This is a genomic window from Kitasatospora sp. NPDC004614, assembly GCF_042873675.1.
Taxonomy (GTDB): domain Bacteria; phylum Actinomycetota; class Actinomycetes; order Streptomycetales; family Streptomycetaceae; genus Kitasatospora.
The window spans coordinates 604,257-622,160 of sequence record NZ_JBIALR010000002.1; the positions used below are offsets into that span (position 1 = coordinate 604,257).

General features: G+C 67.6%; 18 protein-coding genes. 16 read left to right on the forward strand and 2 right to left on the reverse strand.

Annotated features, from left to right (window positions below):
* Positions 1–14: 14 nt before the first annotated feature.
* From ACFYST_RS08365 to ACFYST_RS08440, 16 genes are all read left to right on the forward strand, one after another.
* Positions 15–524: a nucleoside-diphosphate kinase gene (locus ACFYST_RS08365; protein ID WP_033346890.1), complete on the forward strand. Its 510-nt coding sequence runs from the start codon at positions 15–17 to the stop codon at positions 522–524.
* Between the two features lie 80 nt (positions 525–604).
* Positions 605–904, forward strand: coding sequence for a hypothetical protein (locus tag ACFYST_RS08370; RefSeq protein WP_387860899.1), 300 nt, complete (start codon positions 605–607; stop codon positions 902–904).
* A gap of 150 nt (positions 905–1,054) precedes the next feature.
* Complete coding sequence (locus ACFYST_RS08375; RefSeq protein ID WP_387860901.1) at positions 1,055–1,639, forward strand: hypothetical protein; 585 nt, start codon at positions 1,055–1,057, stop codon at positions 1,637–1,639.
* Between the two features lie 43 nt (positions 1,640–1,682).
* Positions 1,683–2,447 (forward strand): HD domain-containing protein, encoded by a 765-nt coding sequence (locus ACFYST_RS08380; protein WP_387860902.1) that lies wholly within the window; start codon positions 1,683–1,685, stop codon positions 2,445–2,447.
* Between the two features lie 2 nt (positions 2,448–2,449).
* The gene (locus ACFYST_RS08385) at positions 2,450–3,817 is read left to right on the forward strand and encodes a hypothetical protein (RefSeq protein ID WP_387860904.1); all 1,368 of its coding nucleotides are present in this window, start codon (positions 2,450–2,452) and stop codon (positions 3,815–3,817) included.
* 43 nt (positions 3,818–3,860) lie between these two features.
* Positions 3,861–4,547 (forward strand): class I SAM-dependent methyltransferase, encoded by a 687-nt coding sequence (locus tag ACFYST_RS08390; RefSeq protein ID WP_387860906.1) that lies wholly within the window; start codon positions 3,861–3,863, stop codon positions 4,545–4,547.
* 35 nt (positions 4,548–4,582) lie between these two features.
* Positions 4,583–5,317 (forward strand): class I SAM-dependent methyltransferase, encoded by a 735-nt coding sequence (locus tag ACFYST_RS08395; protein ID WP_387860908.1) that lies wholly within the window; start codon positions 4,583–4,585, stop codon positions 5,315–5,317.
* 149 nt (positions 5,318–5,466) lie between these two features.
* A complete protein-coding gene (locus ACFYST_RS08400; protein ID WP_387860909.1) occupies positions 5,467–6,033 on the forward strand; it encodes an ATP-binding protein in 567 nt (188 codons plus the stop codon).
* 123 nt (positions 6,034–6,156) lie between these two features.
* A complete protein-coding gene (locus ACFYST_RS08405; protein ID WP_387860910.1) occupies positions 6,157–6,537 on the forward strand; it encodes an NUDIX hydrolase in 381 nt (126 codons plus the stop codon).
* Between the two features lie 96 nt (positions 6,538–6,633).
* On the forward strand, positions 6,634–8,154 hold the full coding sequence (locus ACFYST_RS08410; RefSeq protein WP_387860911.1) for an N-6 DNA methylase: 1,521 nt from the start codon (positions 6,634–6,636) through the stop codon (positions 8,152–8,154).
* A complete protein-coding gene (locus tag ACFYST_RS08415; protein WP_387860912.1) occupies positions 8,151–9,365 on the forward strand; it encodes a restriction endonuclease subunit S in 1,215 nt (404 codons plus the stop codon). Before ACFYST_RS08410 ends, ACFYST_RS08415 begins: the two co-directional genes overlap by 4 nt.
* A gap of 64 nt (positions 9,366–9,429) precedes the next feature.
* The gene (locus ACFYST_RS08420) at positions 9,430–12,921 is read left to right on the forward strand and encodes a DEAD/DEAH box helicase family protein (RefSeq protein ID WP_387860913.1); all 3,492 of its coding nucleotides are present in this window, start codon (positions 9,430–9,432) and stop codon (positions 12,919–12,921) included.
* Positions 12,922–12,942: 21 nt separating this feature from the next.
* A complete protein-coding gene (locus ACFYST_RS08425; RefSeq protein WP_387860914.1) occupies positions 12,943–13,116 on the forward strand; it encodes a hypothetical protein in 174 nt (57 codons plus the stop codon).
* 327 nt (positions 13,117–13,443) lie between these two features.
* The gene (locus ACFYST_RS08430) at positions 13,444–14,199 is read left to right on the forward strand and encodes an ATP-binding cassette domain-containing protein (protein ID WP_387860916.1); all 756 of its coding nucleotides are present in this window, start codon (positions 13,444–13,446) and stop codon (positions 14,197–14,199) included.
* On the forward strand, positions 14,196–15,449 hold the full coding sequence (locus ACFYST_RS08435; protein WP_387860917.1) for an ABC transporter permease: 1,254 nt from the start codon (positions 14,196–14,198) through the stop codon (positions 15,447–15,449). Before ACFYST_RS08430 ends, ACFYST_RS08435 begins: the two co-directional genes overlap by 4 nt.
* 10 nt (positions 15,450–15,459) lie before the next feature.
* Positions 15,460–16,059, forward strand: coding sequence for a hypothetical protein (locus tag ACFYST_RS08440; RefSeq protein ID WP_387860918.1), 600 nt, complete (start codon positions 15,460–15,462; stop codon positions 16,057–16,059).
* 107 nt (positions 16,060–16,166) lie between these two features.
* Here ACFYST_RS08440 and ACFYST_RS08445 read toward each other — a convergent pair whose 3' ends face one another.
* Both ACFYST_RS08445 and ACFYST_RS08450 read right to left on the reverse strand, forming a co-directional pair.
* Positions 16,167–16,952, reverse strand: a complete 786-nt coding sequence (locus tag ACFYST_RS08445) for an SDR family oxidoreductase (RefSeq protein ID WP_387860920.1) — start codon at positions 16,950–16,952, stop codon at positions 16,167–16,169.
* A 47-nt stretch (positions 16,953–16,999) separates the two neighbouring features.
* Positions 17,000–17,893, reverse strand: coding sequence for an RNA polymerase sigma-70 factor (locus ACFYST_RS08450; RefSeq protein ID WP_387638968.1), 894 nt, complete (start codon positions 17,891–17,893; stop codon positions 17,000–17,002).
* Between the last annotated feature and the right edge of the window lie 11 nt (positions 17,894–17,904).

The following is a 17,904-nucleotide window of genomic DNA, read 5'->3' on the forward strand; positions in this document are numbered from 1 at the left end:
CCGAAAGGGAACTGATGGCCGAGGACCAGGTCCACACGGTCGAGCGCACGCTCGTCCTGCTCAAGCCCGACGCGCTGGTGCGCGGCCTCGGGGGAAGGATCATCTCGCGGTTCGAGGACGCCGCGTTGAAGATCGTCGGCGTCAAGATGAAGTGGATGGACGAGGAGTTCACCCGCAAGCACTACTTCGACCTCGAAGAGCGGCTCGGGGCCGAGGTCTACAACCTCACGGCCACGTTCATGCAGCAGGGGCCGGTCATCGCCCTGGTGCTGGAGGGCTACGACGCCATCGCCACCGTCCGGAAGATCGTGGGCAGCACCTATCCGAACCAGGCTCCGGCCGGCACCATCCGCGGCGACCTCTCGCACATGAGCTCTGCGGGCAGCGTGGCAGTCGGTAAGGCCGTGGCCAACCTGGTTCACGCCTCCGGCAACAAGGAGGAGGCCGCGCAGGAGGTCGAGCTGTGGTTCGACAAGGACGAGCTGCACGAGTACCGAACGCTGGCTGAGATCTTCACCAACTGATGGCGGACGGCGGCGTCACTGCTGGGACGCCGCTGCGTTGATCACCACCGGGGCACCACCGTTTGATCTGAGAGGGCACCATGACCAACCAGACCCGCCTGGCCTCCGCCGAAGAACTGGAGTCGATCTTCCAGCGTGAGCTGGCAACCGACCGGTGGGCGGCAACCGAGACCGCCTACGCGCTGGCGGTCCGGCTGCGGGACGCCGGCGACTGGCCCAAGTCCCGCGAGTGGGTGCAGCAGTGCCTCCAGCTGTTGGAGGGCTTCCAGAGCGAGACCGAGGACCAGGTGGCGACCACCCGCGTGGCGGTCGGCGGCGTCCCGCTGCCGAACTACCTGCACGCCGGTGTGATCCGGGAGCGCTTCGGCGACCTGGGCTGACCATCTCGGGTGGTGCGGCCGACGAAGTAGCAGCTGGCCGCACCACCCGCTACCAACCACCAACTCCATACCGCCCCATCCGGACCAGCCAGGGGCCCACCCGTCCTGGTTCGGCTGGATTCGCCATGCCTGAATCGAGGAGACACGACCGTGGCTGTCGAGATCGAGATGCGTGCCCGCTTCGACAAGGAGACCCACGACCGGCTCATGGACCGTCTGAGCCGAGACGGCGAGGACCTGGGCGACGACGCCAAGCACATCTACTTCTACGTGCTGCCCGAGCAGCTGCTCAAGGTCACGGACAACATCGCCGCTGGCACCGCCAAGATCACCCTCAAGGGCAGCAGAATCGGGCAGGGCGCCGCCTTTCCCGAGACCGAGTTCGCCATCGCCCGCGAGGATGTCCCGGTGGCCGTGAAGGTGTTCAACGCCCTCGGCTTCGAGGACGCGATGCACGAGGCGTTCAACTTTCGCCACAACTTCCGCTACCAGGGCGTGGAGATCGCGCTCAAGTGGAGCGAGGCATGGGGCTACCACACCGAGTTCGAGGTGCTGCTCGACGACGGTGCCTCGGACGCTGCCCGCGACGAGGCGAGCGCCCAGATCATCGATGTCGCCGCCGAACTCGGCGTGCCGCTGATGAGCGAGCAGGAACTGGCCGATTTCGCCGCTGCGTTCGAGACCGCCGAGCAGGAGCGCAAGGCCCGCGAGGCACAGGCCGCGCCGATCCGGTAGGAGCCTGTCACCGCGGTAGACCACCAGAAGGGGGTGGGCACAGATGAGCACGACCCCGAGGGCCACGAATCTGGTCGACCTGGCTGCCCGACGGCAGCTGCCGCACCACCAGTACATGGACCCGGCCACGGTCGAATGGATCAGGGCCAATCGGCCCGACCTCGGCGTGGCTTGGCCGCCACCCCTGCGGCCGGCCACGAAGCACCTCCTGAGCCGGTCCGCACTTCCGGCGTCGTGGATGGCGGAGCCCCGCCTCCACGACTCGCTTCACGGCGTCCGGCACAGCATGCGAACCGCTGGGCTGGCCGCCCTGCTCGCCGAGATCCACGAGCTGGACGAGACCGACACTGCCACGGTCGTCATGGCCGCTGCCGTCCACGACTGCCAGCGCCTGCACGACAAGGACGACCGTGGCCACGGCGCTCGCGCCGCCATCTGGCTGGCAGCCAACGCCGACACCGTCTGGAGCCACTTCGGTCTGGTAGCGACGCCCCGGAGGATCATCCAGGCCGCTACCGCCATCCGCCTGCACGACGTGCCGTATTGGGCCTTCGACTTGGACGACCAGGTCGACTACTACCGAGCCGAACTCATCTGCGACCTGGTCAAGGCCGCCGACGCACTCGACCGTTACCGCCTACCGAAGCTCAGCTGGTGGCCCGAGGCGCGTCACGTTCGGGAGCCGGCCTTCGACCAGCTCCGCGCCGTGGCCTTCGACCTCGTCACCGTCTCCGAGACCGCGCACCTCGCAGGAGCCAGCAGCGCCGAAGCCGTCCTGTTCGCGCTCGCCGAGAAGGGGCTGGTGTAGCCGTGAGCCTCCGCAACGCCTACGACCTGTGGGCCGACGCGCACGCCTTCTTCGACTCCGCGCTGCTGCCCGACGCCGGGCAGGACGACCCACTGGCAGCCCAGACGGCCGCCTGGCACAAGCGCCTGACCGATGAGACGCCGAACGGCAGCTTGCTCCGCAAGAATGCGCTCTTCGACAGCCTGAGTAGCGACGGCGAGCTGCACCTGCTCCACGTCACCCACGCCCTGGAAGAGATCAGCGAGGAGGGGGTGCTCTACCCCTCCGGTGGATGCCTCGTCGGCAGCATCTACTGCGCGCCGCTCACACCGACCGAGCACGGCTTCCGCATGCACAACCTGGCCGCCTATGTCCTCACCAAGGAGGCCCCGGCCTCCCTCGCCAAGGTCGGCCTGAGCGGACGTGCGCCCACACCGTTGATCTTCGAGATCATCGCGCCGCCCCAGGCGTACCGCGGATTGGCGGGCGTGGACTACTTGCGGCTGGGCTCGATCCACCTGCAGATCTACACCGACCTGGAGTACCTGCTCAGCAAGACCGAGCGGCACCACCTGCGCGAGACCGTCGTCGGCCGGATCAAGAACTCGGCCGCGTTCCTGGCCCTGGCCGCTGGCATCGTCTACCAGGGCTCGACCGTGGCCACGGAGGGCTTCTTCCAGCTGCTGGATGCGGCCATCCCGCGGCTGCCCATCCTCGGCTACCTCTACTTCGAGGCCCTCGCCGAGTACCTGATGCTCCACTCCACCTCCGAACGGACCCGACAGCTGTCCGACCTCGGGGAGTTCAACAACTGGCTCTACAAGGAGATGCTGTTCGCCTCCTTCCCGGACATGGCCGGCAAGTTCAACCTCGCCAGGTTCCGCCCCCGCCCGCAGCAGCTGGCGACGCTTCTGCAGCGGGTGGACCCGACCATCGACGCTGACCACGCTCGCACCTACTTGGTCGAGCGGATCAGCTACCTCGTCGCCGCCCGGCTCTTCACCAGCGGCCAGGTACCGGAAGCCTGGCACCGCACGCGCTGGGAGTTCGACAGCCTCGCTACCCAGCTCGGCCCGCTGCTCGGCCACCTCATCCACCGCGAACTCCGCAGCTTCGGCCGCTACCCCGACTTCTACTTCTACTTCGATCAGCACAAGGCCCTGCAAGCCTGGAACTACTGGAACCACATGGACATCGTCGTGCCGTTCAACGGCACGATGCCCAAGGGCGAGATCGGCATCAACCCGGCCTACCCGAACCTGGACTACCGCGTCTGGCGTGCCGAGCCGGACGACGCCGGGCACCTCCACCCGACCGAGCAGCTGGCGCTCAGCATCGCGCCGCGCCTGGTCGACATCAAGTACACGCTCATGCGCAACAGCAGCCGCTGACCGCTGCCCCACGCCCCTCGATGACCGATCGCAGAGGAGACGCATGCCCACCCACGGCCCCGCCACCCAGTCCACCGCTGACTGGCCGGCACCCACGCAACCCGCCGAGACGCTCTTCACCGAGATCTACCGCACCAACCACTGGGGATCTCCCGAGTCGGTCTCCGGTCCCGGCTCCGAGATCCGTCAGACCGAGGCCGTCCGGGCCGCCCTCTCCTCGGTTCTCGCGCGCTATCCGATCCGCACCGTCACGGACGCCGGATGCGGTGACGTCAACTGGATCCGCCAGGTCGACGGGTTCGATCAGTTGGACGGCTATGTCGGCCTCGACGTCGTCCCCGACCTCGTCCAGCTCAACCAGGAACGGCACGGCAGCGAGCGCATCTCCTTCCGGCAGGCCGACCTGAGCAGGGACGGCATCCCGACTGCGGACCTCGTCATCGCACGGGACTGCCTCGTCCACCTCACTCACCACGAGGTGCTCGCGTTCCTCGACGGCGTCACCGCCAGCCGCTCGACCTACCTGCTCGCCACCACCTACGTCGGTGTGGCCGAGAACCGCGACACCGCAGACACCCACTGGCGCCCGCTCAACCTTCAGGCGGCCCCGTTCCACCTGCCCGAGCCCGTCGAGCACTTCGACACCGACTTCACGGACGGCGGCCAGCACCACCCCGGCAACGGGCTGGGCCTGTGGAAGATCGACCAGCTCAGCTCGCGAACCACCTGACCACCACCCAGGCGCCCCAGGAAGGGAGACCCTCGATGAGCCCGCACGACCAGCAGATAACAGCCCTCCTCGCCCAACTCGAACAGGCCCTCGACTCGCCCGCGACCACGCACGGTCTCGCCCGGACCCTCCGGGCGGCCGTCAAGGAAGTCGAACTGCACCGCCACCACCGGGCCAGCGTCGCCGCCCTGCCCGACTGTGTCCTCATGCCCGGCCCCGCCAAGGTCCAGATCGGCGGTGGCGGACACCGCATCGACGGCTTCTTCAACATCGACATCGTCCCGCCGGCCGACCTCCTGTGGGACGTACGCGAGGGCATCCCGCTCGCCGATGCCAGCGCCGAGACGATCTTCTCCGAGCACTTCCTGGAGCACATCGACTACCCGCGCTCCGCCAAGTCCTACGCCCGCGAGGCCCACCGCGTCCTCACGCCCGGCGGCCAGCTCATCACCGGCGTCCCCGACGCCTCCTTCGTTCTGAACCAGTACCCGGCACCGCCGGACCGGGCCGCCGAGATGATCGACCGGTGGTACGCCAAGCGGCAGTGCCGAGACGACATCAACACCTACCTCGACCTCATCAACTACGTCTTCCGCGACCAGGACGACGACCCGACCTACAACCCCCACTACTGGGCGTACGACCACGAGAAGCTCGCCCAGCTCTTCACCGAGGCGGGCTTCCGCACCGTCGAGCCGTGGACCTTCGACCCCACGATGGCCAACCCGAAGCGCCAGTGGGCCAGCGTCTACGTGGTCGCCACGAAGTAGCCGCGTAGCCCGCGAGCGATCCGCACGGGAGCGCACAGGACCTCTGACCGTGGTGGCCGGCAATCCGGCCACCACGGGACGGCGGGACCACTGATCAACGCCAACAGCTGGCACCTGCACGCCTACGCAGCCCGAGCGGGAGGCACCTCATGTCTCAAGGCCATCCGTACATCAGCCACCTGACCTTGGCCGATACCCCGAACGCCGTGCCCTGGGCCCGCCGGCACTCCGCCGACATCCTGCGCCGGTGGCAGATCCCGGGCGCTGTCATCGAGACGGCCAACCTCATCGTCTCCGAGCTCACCACCAACGCGGTCCGGCATCCGGCCGACAACGAGCCGCAGAGCACCGGATACCCGAGCCTGGCCAACGTCGGCACTTTCACCCTCGGACTCCAGCTGACAGGAACGGGCCTGCTCGTCCAAGTCGCAGACCACGATCCCCGGCCGCCAGTACGGCGAGAGGTGGGCGTGGAGGCCACTGGCGGACGCGGGCTGTTCCTGGTGAGCGAGATGGCCAACCGCTGGGGCTACTACCACCCCGCCACGGCGGTCGGGAAGGTCGTCTGGGCGGAACTTCTCCTTCACGCTTCCGGGCAGTCCGGTCCGGGCCGCACAGGGCAGGCCAAGGAACGTGGGCAACCCACCGACGCTACCGGCCCGATCTCCGACCCACTGCTGATCGGCAGGGTGCTGGTTGGTCTGCGAGAGCTGTAGCCGAGGACGAGATCCAAGGCGGCAGGATCGACAGGTCGGACCACCGGCCGATGCGGCGCGAACTACGCTCAGAACGCTTGAGTCGAAGAGCGACGCTGGACGCCGGCCAGGAGGAGACCGCCGATGGGGAGGACTGAGTACTACAACGACCCGAATGCCCCCAAGGCCAACACTCTCATCCCCGCCAGCAACGTGCTTGTCGTCGACGACCAAGGGGCCGTGCGCGAGTGCCTCGAGGAGACGGGCATCGTCGCTGAGATCACCGGCTTCCTGAGCGTTTACACCAACCCGAACCACATCGTCGCCTGCACCGACGGCGAGATCCGCCAGCAGTATGAGAACACCTACACCGGCCGCCCTGTCGGTGGTGAGCCCACGATCAACGACGAGGCCGACGGCGTCCGCTTCGTTCGGCCCGATGACCTCGACCAGTACGACATCGACGCCAGCATGCGCCAGCAGATCGGCGACTACCTCGTCGGCGCCTACCCCTACCTGGGGTGACCCGCCAGCGACGGATACCCCACCATGGTTCGCTGCCAGCTGGGTCTTGATCGCTCTTGGACACGACTGTCGGCGGACTCCGCTAACCTGCTTCAGGTGATTACGGGTGAGCTGAAGAGCAAGATCGACCGACTGTGGGACGCCTTCTGGTCCGGCGGCATCTCCAACCCACTGGAGGTGATCGAGCAGATCACCTACCTGATGTTCATCCGGCGTCTCGACCTGCTGGAACAGGCCAAAAGGAACAAGGCCAGCCGTACCAGGCAGCCGGTGGAGAACCCGATCTACACCGACGAGACGCAGGTCCTGCGCTGGTCGGTGTTCGTCAACGAGTCTCCCGAGAACATGCTCACCCGGGTGCGTGACGGTGTCTTCCCCTGGCTGCGCACGCTGGGCGGTGATGACTCCACCTACGCGCACCACATGAAGGACGCTCGTTTCACCGTCACCACTTCGAACCTGCTCGCCAAGGCCGTCGACATTCTGAACGACATTGACATGGGCGACAAGGACACCAAGGGCGACCTGTACGAGTACATGCTGGGCAAGATCGCCACGGCTGGCCAGAACGGCCAGTTCCGTACGCCCCGGCACATCATCCAGTTGATTGTCGAGATGATGGCCCCGGCGCCGGGCGACGAGATCTGCGACCCGGCGTGCGGCACCGCAGGCTTCCTAGTTGCCTCCGCCGAGTACGTTGAGCGCACACACCGAGAGGCGTTGTTCGAGCCGGCTCAGCGGCAGCACTTCAACGAGAGCATGTTCCACGGCTTCGACTTCGACAGCACCATGCTCCGCATTGGCAGCATGAACATGCTGCTGCACTCGGTGGAGAACCCCGACATCCGCTACCGCGACTCGCTCGCCCAGAGCGCGGCTGGTGAGGCCGACCGTTACTCGCTCATCCTTGCCAACCCGCCCTTCGCCGGCAGCCTCGACTACGATGCGACGGCGACCGACCTGCAGAAGGTGGTCAAGACCAAGAAGACCGAGCTACTGTTCCTCGCTCTGTTCCTACGGCTGCTTAGGCCCGGAGGTCGGGCGGCGGTCATCGTGCCGGATGGCGTTCTGACCGGCGCCAGCAAGGCTCATAAAGAGCTCCGGAAGCTCTTGGTCGAGGGCCACAAGCTCGACGCGGTGGTGAAGCTGCCAAGCGGCGTGTTCAGGCCGTACTCCGGGGTGTCGACAGCGATCCTGTTCTTCACCAAGACGAACAGCGGTGGCACGGACAATGTCTGGTTCTACGAGGTCACGGCAGACGGCTGGAGCCTTGACGACAAGCGCACCCCGCTGCTCCCGGAGGACAAGTTCGGGCCGCTAGTCGGCGACGGCGTGCTGAGCGAGGACGAGCACGCGAAGAATAACCTTCCTGACGTGCTGGTGCGTTGGCGCCGGCGAAACGGCAGCGAACTGGAACGGGCGCGAACCGAGCAGAGCTTCTGTGTGCCGCGGGCTGACATTGCCGCCCAAGGCTACGACCTGAGCCTCAACCGGTACAAGGAGATCGTCCATGAGGAGATCGACCATCGGGCGCCCCGTGAGCTCATCGACGAGCTGGCGGGTATTGAGGTGGAGATCCAGCAGGGTATGAGCGAACTGAAGGAGATGCTGGGATGAGCATTTCCACTGTCAAACTCGCAGACGCAGCGGAAATCAATCCCCGCCTTACAGATCGTCCTCACGAGCACACCATTGTTTCGTTCCTCGGCATGGCCGATGTATCAGAGCGCGGCACGACAGGCAAGGGTGCGGACCGGGAGTTCGGGGAAGTATCGAAGGGTTACACCCAGTTCGCCAATGGCGACTTGCTGGTGGCCAAAATTACTCCGTGCTTCGAGAATGGAAAGATTGCGCAGGCCAATCTTGCGCATGCTCGCGGGGCTGGTTCCACGGAGTTCCATGTCGTGCGGCCGGACGAGTCACGTTTCGACTCGCGCTTTCTGCTTCACTTCTTGCGGCAGCCGATTATTCGCTTGCAGGGCGAGGCCCGCATGACGGGCAGCGCTGGACAGCGCCGCGTCCCTGAAGCTTTCCTTGCCGATCTGGCTATCCCTGACATGCCGCTGCCCATGCAGAATCGCATTGCGGCACTGCTGGACCATGTGGATGCGCTGCGCATCAAGCGCCGCAGAGCCCTCGGTCTCCTTGACGATATTGCCCAGTCCATCTTCATCGACATGTTCGGCGATCCGGCCACCAACCCGAAGAGCTGGCCGATCCGGAAGGTCGCCGATCTCGTAGACTCGACGACATACGGCACGAGCGCTAAGGCTGACCTATCAGGAACGATTCCTGTCTTGCGTATGAATAACTTGACGCGAGCGGGGGAGATCGATCTGAGTGATCTTAAATACATGGATCACCTAGCGGTGGGCGATCGGCATATCGTGCGACAGGGTGACGTGCTCTTCAATCGCACCAACAGTGCCGATCTTGTCGGAAAGACTGCTATCTATCGGAGAGAAGAACCTGTCGCCTATGCCGGGTATCTCGTCCGGGTGCGCATGAATTCTCGAAATCACCCCGAATATTTGGCCGCCTTCATGAACACTCCCTATGCAAAGCGGGTCTTGCGCAATATGTGCAAGAGTATTATCGGGATGGCCAATATTAATGCGAATGAGCTTAAGTCGATTGACATTGCGGAACCGCCGCTGCGGCTGCAGCAAGAATTTGCCGACCGGATGCTCGCTGTTGAAAAACTGAAACTGACCCACCGCGCGCACCTTGCCGAGCTCGACAGGCTGTTTGCATCGATCCGGCATCGCGCGTTCCGCAGCGAGCTGTGGTCTGACGAGGGTGCGTCTGCTCTGACCTCGGCCACGTAGCGGCGTCACCGCAGGGTCCGCACCGTCCTCCTCTCACCACAACGCGTTAGGAAAGGGCATCACCGTGAGTAATGGCAGCACGCCTGCGCCGCAAAGTAACTTCTCGTTCTTAGCAGCTGAGTGGCCGGAGCTGCACAGCGAGGCCGTGCGCGCTGAGCGGTTGGCGCACGCGGACCCGCGGGCGTCCGTGTTCTATGCACGGCGGGTACTGGAGCTTGCGCTCACGTGGCTGTTCGAGGCGGACGATGCGCTCAAGCCGCCTTATCACACCGATCTGGCTGCCCTGATCGCCGAACCAACGCTGGTCAAGGCTGCCGGCCCGGCGATCAGGGCGAAGATGGATGTGATCCGCCGCCAGGGCAATATCGCCGTGCACCGCAAGACAGCTATCGCGTCGAAGGATGCGGTGCGGACGGTAGCGGAGCTATTCCACGTCATGTACTGGATGGCCCATACCTACACCCTCGACCCGGCCAATCTCCCGGCGTCTGTCCTCGCGTTCAACACGGCGCTGATCCCGCGCCCGGTGCTGGCCGAGGTGCGGATCGCCAAGCAGGCCGAGCTGAAAGCGCTGGCCGAGAAGTACGCCGCGCAGGACGCTGCCCTGGCCGCCGAGCGTAAGAAGAACCAGGACCTCGATGCCGAGATCGCCGAACTGCGTGCGCAGATCAAGGCGGCTAAGGCAGCGAATGAGGCCCAGCCCGACACCCACGACTACAACGAGGCCGAGACCCGCGCTCTGATCATCGACCTCCTGCTCAAGGAGGCCGGCTGGGCGCTGGAGCAGTCCCAGGACCGCGAGTACCCGGTCGATGGGCTGCCTGACTCGGCCGCGCCTTCCGGGAAGGGCAAGGTCGACTATGTGCTGTGGGACGACGACGGAAAGCCGTTGGCCGTTGTCGAGGCCAAGCGCACCACCCGTGACCCGAAGCAGGGCCAGCACCAGGCCAAGCTCTACGCCGATGCTCTTGAGTCCCAGTTCAAGCAGCGCCCAGTGATCTTCTACACCAACGGCTACCGCACGTACCTCTGGGACGACCTGCAATACCCGCCCCGCGAGGTCCAGGGCTTCTACACCAAGGACGAGCTGCGCCTGCTAATCCAGCGCCGCGCTAGCCGCCGGACGCTCGCCACCTTGCCCATCAACGAGCAGATCGCTGGCCGCCACTACCAGTCCCGCGCGATCAGGCGGATCGCAGACTCCTTCGAGAAGGACTCGCTCCGGCACGCCTTGCTCGTGATGGCCACGGGCTCTGGCAAGACCCGCACCGTGATCGCCCTGAGTGACCTGATGATGCGCGCCAACTGGGCCAAGCGCATCCTCTTCCTCGCCGACCGCAAGGTGCTGGTCAAGCAGGCCACCAACGAGTTCAAGAAGCACCTCCCCGGTGCGCCCGTCGTTAACCTGTTGGAGGAGAAGGACCCCAACGCGCGGGTGTTCGTGTCCACCTACCCGACGATGATGAACCTGATCAACCAGACCGATGACGTGGGGCGGAGGCTCTTCGGCCCGGGCTTCTTCGACCTGATCGTCATCGACGAAGCGCACCGCTCGATCTATCAGAAGTACGGCGCGATCTTCGACTACTTTGACGCGCTGCTGGTCGGCCTGACCGCGACACCCAAGGACGAAGTCGACCGCAACACCTACCGCCGCTTCGAGCTGGAGGACGGCGTACCCACCGACGTCTACAGCCTGGACGAGGCCGTGGCCGAGGGGTATCTGGTTGCCCCGCGCACGGTCGAGGTCCCGCTGAAGTTCCAGCGTGGCGGCATAAAGTACGACGACCTGTCCGACGAAGACAAGGAGAAGTGGGACGAGACCGAGTGGGGCGAGGATGGTGACGTCCCTGACGAGATCACCGCAGAGGAGCTCAACAAGTACCTCTTCAACGCCGACACGGTCGACAAGGCCCTGCAGACCCTGATGACCCACGGCCTGAAGATCGAAGGCGAGGACAAGCTTGGCAAGACGATCATCTTCGCCGCCAACAGTCTCCACGCGGAGTTCATCGCCGAGCGCTTCGATAAGAACTACCCCCACCTCAAGGGCTCCTTCGCGCAGGTGATCACCTACCGCAAGGAGTACGCGCAGAGCCTGATCGACGACTTCTCCGACAAGACGAAGTCATCCCCGCAGATCGCGATCTCCGTGGACATGCTCGACACCGGTGTCGACGTCCCCGAAGTAGTCAACTTGGTCTTCTTCAAGCTGGTGCGCTCTAAGACCAAGTTCTGGCAGATGATCGGCCGTGGTACGCGCCTGGCACCCGACCTGTTCGGCCCCAACCGGAGCAAGGACGGCTTCCTCGTTTTCGATCTGTGCCAGAACCTCGAGTTCTTCAACCAGAACCTGATGCGCGCCGAGGGCAAGCTCTCCCCTTCACTCAGTCAGCGGATCTTCGAGCGCCGTGCCGACCTGCTCCTCGCTCTCGATGGGGCGTCGGATCCCGAGGAGGGATCGAGGTCGGAGCCGGCAGTACGCACGGAGCCGGACGGCATGGTCAGCGAGATTGGCCTGCGTTGGGACCTTGCTACGCGGCTGCATGACGAGGTCACAGCCATGAACCCGGACAACTTCCTGGTCCGGCCGCACCGCGAGTACCTTGACACGTTCACCGAATTCGACGCGTGGCTCGACTTCACGCCGGACGCGCACGCCGCAGTGGTCGATCACCTGGCCGGTCTGCCAACTGCTTTCCGGGACAAGGACGACGCTGGCGAGGAGGCCAAGCGTTTCGACCTGCTTGCACTCCGGCTTCAGCTCGCCGTTGTGAACGGCGACCCGGGCTTTAACCGTCTTCGGGACCAAGTTCAGGAGATCGCCTCTGCTCTGCTCAACCAGCTGACCATCCCTGCCATCAAGGCCCAGCAGCTCCTCCTGGACGAGGTCGCCAGCGACGAGTGGTGGCAGGATGTCACGCTGCCCATGCTGGAAACCATGCGGCGCCGCCTGCGTAGCCTCGTCCGGCTGATCGAGCGGACCAAGCGCACCGTCGTCTACACCGACTTCGAGGACGAACTCGGCGAACTGACCGCCGCTTCCTTGAAGGGCATGTCGGTCGGTACCGACCTCACTCGCTTCGAGCAAAAGGTCCGGATCTACCTCAACACCCACCGGGACCAGCTCGCGGTTCAGAAGATCCGCCGCAACAAGCAGATCACCGCACTGGACTTGACCGAGCTGGAGAAGATCTTCGTCGAGGCAGGTCTAGCCACTGCCGCCGACATCGACCATGTCAAAGAGGCCAACGGCGGCCTTGGCCTCTTCCTGCGCTCCCTCACTGGCCTGGAGCGAGACGCGGCGGCCCTGGCATTGGACAAGTTTCAGCAGGGCAAGACCTTCACCGCCAACCAGCTCCGCTTCGTCAATGAGCTGATCGACTACCTGGCGCGCAACGGTGCGATAGATGTGGCCGCGCTCTATGAGTCCCCGTTCACGGCAATCGCCCCGGCCGGCCCCGAGGCGATCTTCCACGAGGCGGAGGTGGACGCCATGGTGTCCGTCATCCACGCGATCCGCGCCACAGCCCTAGCTGCTGAGCACGCGGCATAGCAGACCTTGTTAGGAGAGACGATGGCACAACAGCAAGACGATCAGCAGGATCTCTGCCCAGGTAGCGGACAAACTGGCCGCATGGACGAAAGTGCTGCGGGTGACGAGTGGTACGTCATCTGCCCGGTATGCGGGACGCGCTGGATGGGCGGCAGCGTCATCATCGAGCCGCACAAGGAGTGGCGCACGCGCTGAACCAGAACGAGCCGGGGTGCCGACTTGCGTGAGCGATGCGTGAGCGGACGGGGCAGCACGTGCCGGTTCGGGCGGGATCTCGGATCACGGCGCAACGTTCTGACCTGTGGGTTCATCACCAGGTGATCGATGACGGCAGCAGTCAGCATGATCACTCCCGGGCTCGTAATGCGTAGGTCATGGGTTCGAATCCCATAGGCGGCTCAGAGAAGGCCCAGGTCATTCAGTGATGACCTGGGCCTTTTGGCGTTCCCCGGCCTGTGGGAAGGCGGCGGTGGTGTGTCGCAGGGGGCGCTGTGAGGTGCGGCTGAGGTGGGGAGGCGCGGCGTGGAGCCGAGGGTGCGGGTGGTCGGGCTGGTGCAGGGGTACCGGGGGCGGCGGGTGATCGAGGGGCTGGATCTGGCGGTCGGGGAGGGCGTGTTGGGGCTGCTCGGGCCGAACGGGGCGGGGAAGAGCACCCTGTTACGGACGCTTGCCACGGTGGCGCCGCCGCTCGGCGGGACGCTGGAGGTGTGCGGGGGACCGGTCGATTCGGAGCGGGCGGCGCGGGTGGCCCGGCGGCGGATCGGCTTTCTGCCGCAGGACTTCGGGTACTTCCCGGGGTACACGGTGGAGGAGTTCGTCCGCTACTGCGCCTGGTTGCGCGAGGTGCCCGACGCGCGGGCCACGGAGGCTGCCCGGAAGGCGGTCGAGGCGGTCGGGCTCGGTGACCGGGCGCGGGCCCGGATGAAGTCGCTGTCCGGCGGGATGCTCCGCCGGGCCGGGATCGCTGCCGCGCTGGTGGGTGAGCCCGAGGTGGTGCTGCTGGACGAGCCCACGGTCGGTCTGGATCCGGCGCAGCGGCTGGAGTTCCGCGCCCTGATCCGTTCGTTGGCCGGGGCGGGCGTGGTGCTCAGCACCCACCTGGTGGAGGACGTCGCGGCGGTGTGCGACCAGGTCGCGGTGATGGACGGTGGACGTCTCGTCTTCCGGGGCACGCCGGGGGAGTTGGCGGCGTTGGCGCGTCCGGGCGATCCGGGTGACAGCCCGCTGGAGCGCGGCTACATGCGCGCCCTCGACGGGCGGCAGGCGGTGGGCCGATGAGCCGGGCGTACCGGACGGAGCTGCGCCGCTCGCCATTGCGGTGGGTGTTTCCTGCGCTGGTGGCGGTGGTGCTGCTGGTGCTGTTCGGGCGGGACAGGTCGTGGATCGGGGTGTGGTCGCAGGCCAGTGCGGCCGCGCAGATCCCGGCGTTCTACCTCGGGCCGGCGATGGCAGGTGCGGCGGCCTGGGCGGCGGCCGCCCGGCGCCGTGCCGGTGTGGTGGTCGGGTTCGCCGCGGCCCGGCCGTCGTGGCGGATCGAGGCCGTGCAGGTGGCGGCAGGCCTGACGTACGGCCTGGCGGCGTACGCGGTCGGCGTGTTGACCGCGGTCGCGGTGACGGTGCGCGACGGCGGGCCGAGTTTCTGGTGGCCCGGCTACGTGCTGCTGGGGGCGGTGCTGATCACCGGGTGCACGGCGTTGGGGCACCTGGCGGGGCGCGGGGGCCGGTCGCGTTTCGCCGTTCCGGTGGTGTGCACGCTGGGGTGCCTGGTGTTTCTCGGGCTGGTCGGGTTCGTGCCGCAGGGCATGTCACCGGGTGTCGGTCTCGCCGTGCTGTCCGGGTATCCGGCCCGGACGGTCGCGGCCTGGCCGCTGCTCGCCCGGGCTGCCGCCGCGCTGGCGCTGGTCGGGCTCACCGTGGGTGCCGGACGGCAGGTGCGCACCGAGGGGCACGGGCCGAAGTGGCGCGCCAGGTCGTTCGGCACGGCGGGAGGGGTGCTGGCCCTGGCCGGTTCGCTGGTGCTGTGGGCGCTTGCCGGACCGCTGGTGGTGCAGCGGTCTGCGCCCTCCCGTCCGCTGTGCACCGACGGGGTGCCGAAGATCTGCGTGTGGCCGGAGAGCCGGCGTTACCTGCCCGAGCTGCGGGAGCTGGCCCAGCGGGCGGCGGCGCTTCCTGACGGGCGGTTCCGGGTGCCGGCGCAGTTCGCGGAGGAGGGGCTGGACGGGCGGGAGCTCGATCGTGGGAACGGGTTCGTCCTGCGGGAGGGCGAGGTCTGGGAGGTGGCGACGGCGATGGCGATCGGGACTGCCGCGGAGACGGTCCCGCTGTCGTGCGGGCGGGAGGGGGCCGGCCAGTGGGAGCTGATCGCCTGGCTGACCGCCCGGTTCGCGGGTCACGGCGTTCCGGCGAGTGTCCACGGCGGGCCGCCCGGCGTCGACCAGGAGGCGGTCGGGCGGCTGGTCGCCCAGCCCGAGGAGGTGCAGCTCGCCTGGGTGGACCAGCGGCTGCCGCGCGGCGGCGACTGTGGCTGAGAACGGGTTGATGCTGTTCGCGCGCCCGCGTCGGGCCGGCTGGGCGGCGCTCGCCGCCGCGGGGTTGACGGGGGCCCAGCTGTGGTTCGGCTCGGTCGCGATGGCGCTTCCCGGGGCGTACGGCGACAGCACCATGCAGCTGCGGATGGTGCTGGCCGCCGTCTGGGCGGCACTGGTGGCGGGATCACTGCACAGCGGGATGGACAGCTGGGAAGCGGTGGGCGGGCTCCGGATGCGGCGGGCCGAACGGGTCCAGCTGCTGGCCGCCGGGGCGGTGGCGCTGGGCCTGGCGGGCGGCGTGGAGGCGATCGTCTCCGGTCCGGCGAGCGCGGTCATGGTGGGGCGGGCCGTGCTGATCTGGTGCGGGCTCGCGGTGCTCTCGGGGCGACTGCTCGGGCGTCGGCAGGTCTGGGTCCTGCCGATTGCCACCTTCTTCCCACTGACGTACCTGGGCTGGGACGCGTCCGGAGCGGTGCGCTGGTGGAACTGGCCGTGGGCGGACCCGCGGAGTGCGGCCTGCTGGGTACTGGCGGCGGGTTCGCTCGCGGTGGGCGCGGCGGCCTGGTGGCTGACGCCGTGGCGGTGGCGGGCGCTGGCGCGCCGTCGGTGAGCGGCGGCGGAACCCTGCTGAAGGCGCTGCGCGGTCGGCCGCATCAGGAGTGTTCCTGGACCGCTGATCGGGGGCCGCACGGGAGGGTAGGTGCGGCCCCGGGGAGGTCAGGCGCGGCGGGTGGCGAGGTAGTCGGACCAGGTGGTGGTGCCGTCGGGGTGGGCGGGGGTGGTGAGGTGGCCCTGGCGGAGGGCGGTGCCGAGGCGGCCGGGGAGGTGGACGGGGAGGACGCGGCGGCGTCGAGGGTGGGTGGCGCGGAGCCAACTGGCGGCGAGCTCGGTGGAGGGGTGGATCTCGGGGCCGCCGAAGTCCGGTGCGTGGCCAACGGGTTGGCCGAGGGCGAGGGTGATCAGGCGGTCGGCGACCTCGGCGGGGTGGACGGGCTGGCAGGGGGTGCCGGCGAGCATCGGGAGGACGGGCAGCCGGGCGAGGGTGGTGAGCATGCCGTCGAGGAGCTGGGGGAACTGGGTGGCGCGCAGATTGGTCCAGCCGAGGCCGGACTCGGCGAGCAGGCGCTCGACCTCCAGTTTGACGCGGTAGTACTTCAGCGGGACCTGGTCGATTCCGACGATCGAGATGTTGACGATGTGCCGGACGCCGGCCCGGCGGGCCGCGTCGAGCAGGTGGCGGAAGGCCGGCAGGTCGTCCTTGGGGCGGCGCGGGTCGCTGGCGCAGTGGATCACCGTGTCGACGCCGATCAGGGCGGTGTCCAGGCCGACGTTGGTGACGAGGTCGCCGGTGCGCCAGTCGGTGCCGGTCGCGCCCGGGAGGTCCGGCGGGGTGGTGCGGCGGGTCAGGGCGCGGACCGGGCAGCCGGTTTCGTGCGCCCGGCGCAGGATTTCGCGGCCGAGTACGCCGGTCGCGCCGGTCACCAGCATGGTGCGGTCGTTCATGGTGGTGGTTCCTTCCAGGAGGGTCGGTACAGGAAGGAACCGGGCGGTCAGGCGTTCTGTGACAGCGGGCGGTGGTGGGCCGCGAAGTGGGCGAGTTTGTCGGGGTTGCGCAGGATCCGGACGGTGGTGACGCCGTCCGGGCCGACGTCGATGGAGCCCAGCGAGGTGAGCCGGTCGCCCTCCCAGCCGAGTATCGCCGGAAGCCCGTTGGCCTCGGCGGCCTCGAACCGGACACCGGTGGTGAAGCGGGCGAACAGCCCGGCGAGGAAGCGGGTGACCTTGTCGCGGCCGGTCACCGGGCGCAGCGCGGCCCGGACCTTGCCGCCGCCGTCCGCCCACACCACGACCTGTTCGGCGAGGAGTTGTTCGAGCCGGTCGAGTGCGCCGTCGGCCGCGGCGGAGAGGAAGCGTTGCAGCAGGGCGGCGTTCTGGGCCGGGTCGGGTGCGGGCTGCGGGGCGTCGTCGGTCAGGTGCCGGTGGCCGCGGTGGTAGAGCTGGCGGGCGGCGGGCTCGGAGCAGTCCAGGACGCCGGCGATCTCGCGGTGGCTGTAGCCGAACGCGTCGCGCAGCACCACCGAGGCCCGCTCGGGCGGGGTGAGCCGCTCCATCAGGGTGAGGACCGCGAAGGACACCGCCTCGCGCTGCTCGGCGTGCTCCATCGGCCCGAGGGCGCCGGCGCCGGTGGCGACCGGTTCGGGCAGCCAGGTGCCCGGGTACTCCTCGCGCCGGGCCCGGGCGGAGGTGAGGCGGTTCAGGCACAGGTTGGTGAGCACCTTGTTCAGCCACGGCCCGGGCGCGGCGATCTGCTCCCGCAGCGCCCCGTGCCAGCGCAGGTAGGCGTCCTGCACGGCGTCCTCGGCCTCCGCGGCGGATCCGAGCATCCGGTACGCGAGCGAGAACAGCCGCGGCCGGTGGGTCTCGAACTCCTGTACCGCGTTCATGCCGCCCACGG